Source organism: Streptococcus sp. F2 (assembly GCF_056500955.1).
In genome coordinates, this window is the sequence record NZ_JBWKAI010000050.1 from 1 (window position 1) to 5521 (window position 5521).

The 5521-nt window shown below is 39.1% G+C and carries 5 protein-coding genes; 4 read left to right on the forward strand and 1 reads right to left on the reverse strand.

Annotation, left to right across the window (positions count from 1 at the left end; translation table 11 throughout):
• Nucleotides 1-723: 723 nt before the first annotated feature.
• From alaS to ACYTR8_RS09945, 4 genes are all read left to right on the forward strand, one after another.
• Nucleotides 724-3342: an alanine--tRNA ligase gene (gene alaS / locus ACYTR8_RS09930; protein WP_479642096.1), complete on the forward strand. Its 2619-nt coding sequence runs from the start codon at nucleotides 724-726 to the stop codon at nucleotides 3340-3342.
• A gap of 367 nt (nucleotides 3343-3709) precedes the next feature.
• Entirely contained in the window at nucleotides 3710-3925 is a 216-nt protein-coding gene (locus ACYTR8_RS09935; protein WP_111716976.1) for a helix-turn-helix transcriptional regulator, read from the forward strand.
• On the forward strand, nucleotides 3922-4683 hold the full coding sequence (locus tag ACYTR8_RS09940; RefSeq protein WP_111716974.1) for a DUF3169 family protein: 762 nt from the start codon (nucleotides 3922-3924) through the stop codon (nucleotides 4681-4683). Before ACYTR8_RS09935 ends, ACYTR8_RS09940 begins: the two co-directional genes overlap by 4 nt.
• A gap of 18 nt (nucleotides 4684-4701) precedes the next feature.
• Nucleotides 4702-5397 (forward strand): lysostaphin resistance A-like protein, encoded by a 696-nt coding sequence (locus tag ACYTR8_RS09945; RefSeq protein ID WP_479642097.1) that lies wholly within the window; start codon nucleotides 4702-4704, stop codon nucleotides 5395-5397.
• Between the two features lie 40 nt (nucleotides 5398-5437).
• On the opposite strand, the gene ACYTR8_RS09950 is transcribed toward ACYTR8_RS09945, so the two are convergent.
• Nucleotides 5438-5521, reverse strand: an 84-nt coding sequence (locus ACYTR8_RS09950) for an IS3 family transposase (RefSeq protein ID WP_185730816.1), incomplete at its 5' end; no start/stop codon positions are given.

Below are 5521 nucleotides of genomic sequence, written 5' to 3' on the forward strand. Positions count from 1 at the left end.
GTGAATGGCAGACTTGACCGAGATTTTCGTTTAGAAACCCATACCATACGAGGACTTAAGAAGATGAACGTGGCAGTCAGTATGAGTTTTTTGGTTATGATTGGTTTTGCGCTGTCAAAACTCAAAGCAGGACAAAGAGAGCACTTAGGCAGCTGGGTAGTTTAACCGTTCGAAAAAATTGCTGTAACTACAAGGAATTTTTGCGCCCTTTTTCGTGTATTTTCGAAAATCTTCTGCTTTCTAAGTTAGGAAGTAGTAGCTTTTTTATGAATGTAGACTTGTTTTTTGAAATGGCGCAAACTCCTTAAGTGAAATAGTAACTACGGGAATGATTCATAATAAGTTTTCATTGACTAATCAGTTAAAAAAACTTATAATAATTTAGTTAAGAATTGTTTATCAAGGATTAGATACAGAAAAGTGACGGTTGCTGCGAGTCATGGATAATCAGATAGACATGCTACTTAGCTTTATAACAATTGATATAACAAAATAAGAATGACAAGTTCATTGAATAGAGGTGGTACCGCGGTTTTCGCCCTCTGTGAGATGGACTTGTTTTGTTTTGAAGACTATTTGAAATCAACGAAAGGAATAGAGTAAACTAGATTGACTGAGATTAGAGTAGGTCATCTAGTGAAGAAAAGGTTGTGCTAGTTTTTGTACTCACATAGCAAGATTTAGTAAACTCCTGTTTCTCTTACTCTTTGTATCTCATTTTTTATGAAACACTTATCATCTGCTGAAATTCGTCAAATGTGGTTAGACTTTTGGCAATCAAAAGGTCATTCGGTTGAACCTTCTGCTAACCTTGTTCCTGTTAATGACCCCACTCTGCTTTGGATTAATTCAGGGGTTGCTACCCTCAAAAAATATTTTGATGGCTCTGTTATTCCTGAAAATCCGCGGATTACTAACGCGCAAAAATCTATTCGTACCAATGATATTGAAAATGTAGGTAAAACAGCTCGTCACCACACCATGTTTGAAATGCTTGGAAACTTCTCTATCGGAGATTATTTCCGTGATGAAGCTATCGAATGGGGCTTTGAGTTGTTAACGAGCCCGGAATGGTTTGATTTTCCAAAAGAAAAACTTTACATGACTTATTATCCGGAAGATAAGGATTCTTACAACCGCTGGTTGGCGCTTGGCGTTGATCCAAGTCACCTGATTCCTTTAGAAGAGAATTTCTGGGAAATTGGTGCGGGTCCTTCAGGTCCGGACACTGAGATTTTCTTTGACCGCGGAGAAGCTTTTGACCCAGAAAACATTGGGATTCGCTTGCTAGAGGAAGATTTGGAAAATGATCGCTACATTGAAATCTGGAATATCGTTTTATCTCAATTCAATGCTGATCCAGAAGTGCCGCGTTCAGAATATAAAGAATTACCAAATAAAAACATTGATACGGGCGCTGGTTTAGAACGTCTGGTAGCGGTGATGCAAGGGGCTAAAACAAACTTTGAAACTGATTTGTTCATGCCAATCATCAAGGAAGTCGAAAAATTGTCTGGTCAAACTTACGATCAAGACGGAGACGACATGAGCTTTAAGGTCATTGCAGACCATATTCGTGCTCTATCATTTGCGATCGGTGACGGCGCTCTTCCAGGTAATGAAGGTCGCGGCTATGTGCTTCGCCGTTTGCTTCGTCGTGCGGTCATGCATGGACGTAAACTTGGTATCAAAGAAACCTTCCTTTACAAACTGGTTCAGACTGTAGGGGAAATCATGGCTTCCTACTATCCAGAAATCCTTGAAAAACGTGACTTCATCGAGAAAATTGTTAAACGCGAAGAAGAGACTTTTGCTCGTACCATTGATGCTGGTTCAGGTCATTTGGATCAATTGCTGGCGCAGTTAAAAGAAGCTGGTAAAGATACCCTAGAAGGTAAAGATATCTTCAAATTGTATGATACCTATGGTTTCCCGGTTGAATTGACTGAGGAAATGGCAGAAGAAGCTGGTTACAAAATTGATCATGATGGTTTCAAGGCTGCCATGAAAGAACAGCAGGACCGTGCCCGTGCAGCTGTTGTTAAAGGCGGATCAATGGGGATGCAAAATGAAACCCTTGCTGGTATTACCGAACCATCGACCTTCTTATATGAAACGGAAACTGTTGATGCTCGTCTAGCGGTTATTATTGTCAATAATGAGCGTAGTGAAGTCGTGTCAGAAGGTCAAGCCCTGCTTGTCTTTGACCAAACGCCATTCTATGCTGAAATGGGTGGACAAGTGGCTGACCGCGGGGTCATTAAAAATACTAATGGAGACATTGTTGCCCGTGTAACAGATGTTCAAAAGGCACCAAATGGTCAAGCCTTGCATACGGTAGATGTCTTAGCTAGTTTAGCCCTCGACACTGTTTACACTCTTGATATTGATCACAAGCGCCGTTATGCTGTTGAGAAAAATCATACAGCAACTCACTTGTTGCATGCAGCCCTTCACAACATTATCGGTGAGCATGCTACCCAAGCGGGATCTTTAAACGAGGAAGAATTCTTACGTTTTGACTTCACCCATTTTGAAGCTGTAACAGCAGATGAGCTTCGTCGCATTGAAGAAGAAGTTAACCAACAAATCTGGAAGGCCCTTGCTATCACAACAACTGAAACTGATGTAGAAACCGCTAAATCAATGGGAGCTATGGCACTCTTTGGTGAGAAATATGGTAAAACTGTTCGTGTGGTTCAAATCGGTGATTATTCTGTTGAGCTTTGTGGAGGAACTCATTTAAGCAATACTTCGGAAATTGGCCTTTTCAAGATTCTTAAAGAAGAAGGTATTGGTTCAGGAACACGTCGTATTTTAGCTGTTACGGGTCAACAGGCCTTTGAAAGCTTCCGCAAGCAAGAAGATGCGTTGAAAGAGATCGCTCACACATTGAAAGCTCCACAAATGGATCAAGTTCCTGCTAAGGTTGTTAGTCTAAGTGAACAGCTCCGCGATTTGCAAAAAGAAAATGCAGAGCTTAAAGAAAAAGCTGCAGCAGCCCAAGCTGGTGATGTCTTTAAAGAGGTCAAGGAAGTAAATGGCTTGCGCTATATTGCTAGTCAAGTGTCTGTATCTGATGCAGGCGCCCTACGTACCTTTGCTGATAATTGGAAACAAAAAGACTACTCAGAGGTGCTAGTTCTAGTAGCAGCGATTGGTGAGAAAGTTAATGTCCTTGTAGCAAGCAAGTCTAAAGAAGTGCATGCAGGTAATATGATTAAAGTGTTGGCGCCTATTGTGTCAGGCCGTGGTGGTGGAAAACCAGATATGGCGATGGCCGGTGGATCAGATACTTCTAAGATTTCTGACTTAATGGCAGCAGTTCCAGAGCAGTTTTAATCAGATAACGTCAAAACCAAGTTCCTAGGGGCTTGGTTTTTTGACTATCTTCATAGGAAATTTGACAATAATCATAATCTTTTTGACTATCATCATTGTCAATAAGCAAAAGATGTGTTACAATAAATGTGATAAAAGAAGTAAAGGGGGGTTAAAACATGAATGATCAACTCAAGCTTCAGAGTAGGAAAATCTGCTTTTGGACAAGTGTACTGACATTTTTTATTTTAAGCTATCATCTTATTAGGGTAATCTGGTTTGGAGTATCCTTGAGTTACTTGGTTTTGATTTGTACAGGGCTGACCTTATCATTGACTGCTTTTTCTTATCTTAGAAAATGAGCTAGGGGAGGGTAAAAGAGGTACCAATGGACATTATTCTTAAAAATAGGCTCAAAGAATTACGAGCCAGAGATGGTATTAATCAAACGGAAATGGCAAAACTTGCAGGTGTATCGAGACAAACCATCAGTCTCATTGAGCGTAACGAATATACCCCATCAATTGTAATTGCCATGAAAATTGCTAAGGTGTTTCAGGAACCAGTTGAGGATGTGTTTCGTCTAGTGGAGGTCGAGGAATGAAAAAGAAGATGAATAGTTTTTTACGCTTGTTAAAAATGTTATTGCTATCAAGTTTGGCGGGAGGGATTATAGGTGGCATGGTTGGAGCCTTTTTAGGTTACCATGGAGGGAGATTAGATCATCTCACATTCCTAAAAGACGATGTGATTAACCTGATTATCTTATTAAATCGTCTGGTAGTTGTCACAGGACTCACACTCTCTTTTGTTTTTTTAACGCAACTGAAAAAAGAGACAGCTGTTTATAACACAGTTGAAGAGGATGATTATTCTGAAAAAGGTTACCGTCAGCTGAATAAAAAGCATGCTTATACCATGTTATTGATTGCCGTAGCTTCTATTTTATCCATGTGTAATGTGCTACTTGGTCTGACCTTAACCAATGATTCACAGCATGCCATGTTGGCCATTCCGCTTTTGGATATTCTTTTATTACTAATGGCCATTCCTTTTCAAGCTTTAGCCATGAAACGTTACAATGCCATTCGGGGAACCAATGTTCCTTATTTTCCAAATTTGAAAGAATTAAAACATAATATCATGGCTCTAGATGAGGCAGAATTACAAGCCTATCACAAGACATCCTTTGAAAGTGTGTTGTCCCTAAATGGTCTCATTATCCCTTCCTTGTATGTGATTTTATTTTTTATCTATCTATTCACTGGTCAAGTGGAATTGACAGCTATCCTAGTTTTGGTGTTAATTCAGCTTTATTTACTCGTTAAGAGTGCAACAATGACCAGACAATTTTATCGTTAGCCTAAAAGGAGACTACTTATGAAAGTATTCATTAATTGTTTAAAAATAGCAGCGCTTATTATTCTCGCTTTGGTTTTCAATGCCCTTCCGATGATTTTATTACAAAAGCAACATGATATTCCTATGGGGGTTAATTGGGGAATTGGAATAATCTATTTAGTTATTGTAGGGATTACTCTTGTCTGTTTATGGCGTCTTTACCAAAATAAGGAGGAGGCCTCTATTAAACAGCAAAAAATGAGACTAGTTGATTGGGGCTATCTGGCTTTATTTTGGTTAATAGGACGTGTAATTGCCATTGTAGGAACACTCCTAAATCAAGCCTGGTCTGGTCAAGAGATTAGCGCCAATGATGCCGCACTGCATACCTTAGCAGGCTTCATTAAGGATGGTTTTCCACTTTATATAGCTTTATTTGTTCTTGTGATTGCTTTTATCGCTCCTATTATGGAAGAACTAGTCTTTAGAGGGTTTCCTATGATTGATCTCTTTAAAGGAAAATCACTTAAGATAGCAGGTTTGTTAACCTCTCTTATTTTTGCCTTACCGCATGCTACTAATATTGTTGAATTTGTCATGTATACCTGTATGGGAATCCTCCTTTTCGTTGCCTATCAAAGACGAGGGAATTTAAGAGATTCCATTTTACTTCATATTTTCAATAATTTATTCCTAGCTATTACGTTACTACTAATGGGATTAGGAATCCTATGAAAAGGCAACACTTTTCTGAACAATTTTTATAAAGTGCTTTTTAAGCGATAATTCGTTTGGTCATGGGAGTTTGGTAGTTAAGACTACCATGAATGCGATGATAGTTCCACCAGTGGACATAATC

Excerpts from the sequence above, each read along its gene's own strand:
- alaS (WP_479642096.1), top strand. The coding sequence starts at position 724 with ATGAAACACTTATCATCTGCTGAAATTCGTCAAATGTGGTTAGACTTT.
- ACYTR8_RS09935 (WP_111716976.1), top strand. The coding sequence starts at position 3,710 with ATGGACATTATTCTTAAAAATAGGCTCAAAGAATTACGAGCCAGAGAT.
- ACYTR8_RS09940 (WP_111716974.1), top strand. The coding sequence starts at position 3,922 with ATGAAAAAGAAGATGAATAGTTTTTTACGCTTGTTAAAAATGTTATTG.
- ACYTR8_RS09945 (WP_479642097.1), top strand. The coding sequence starts at position 4,702 with ATGAAAGTATTCATTAATTGTTTAAAAATAGCAGCGCTTATTATTCTC.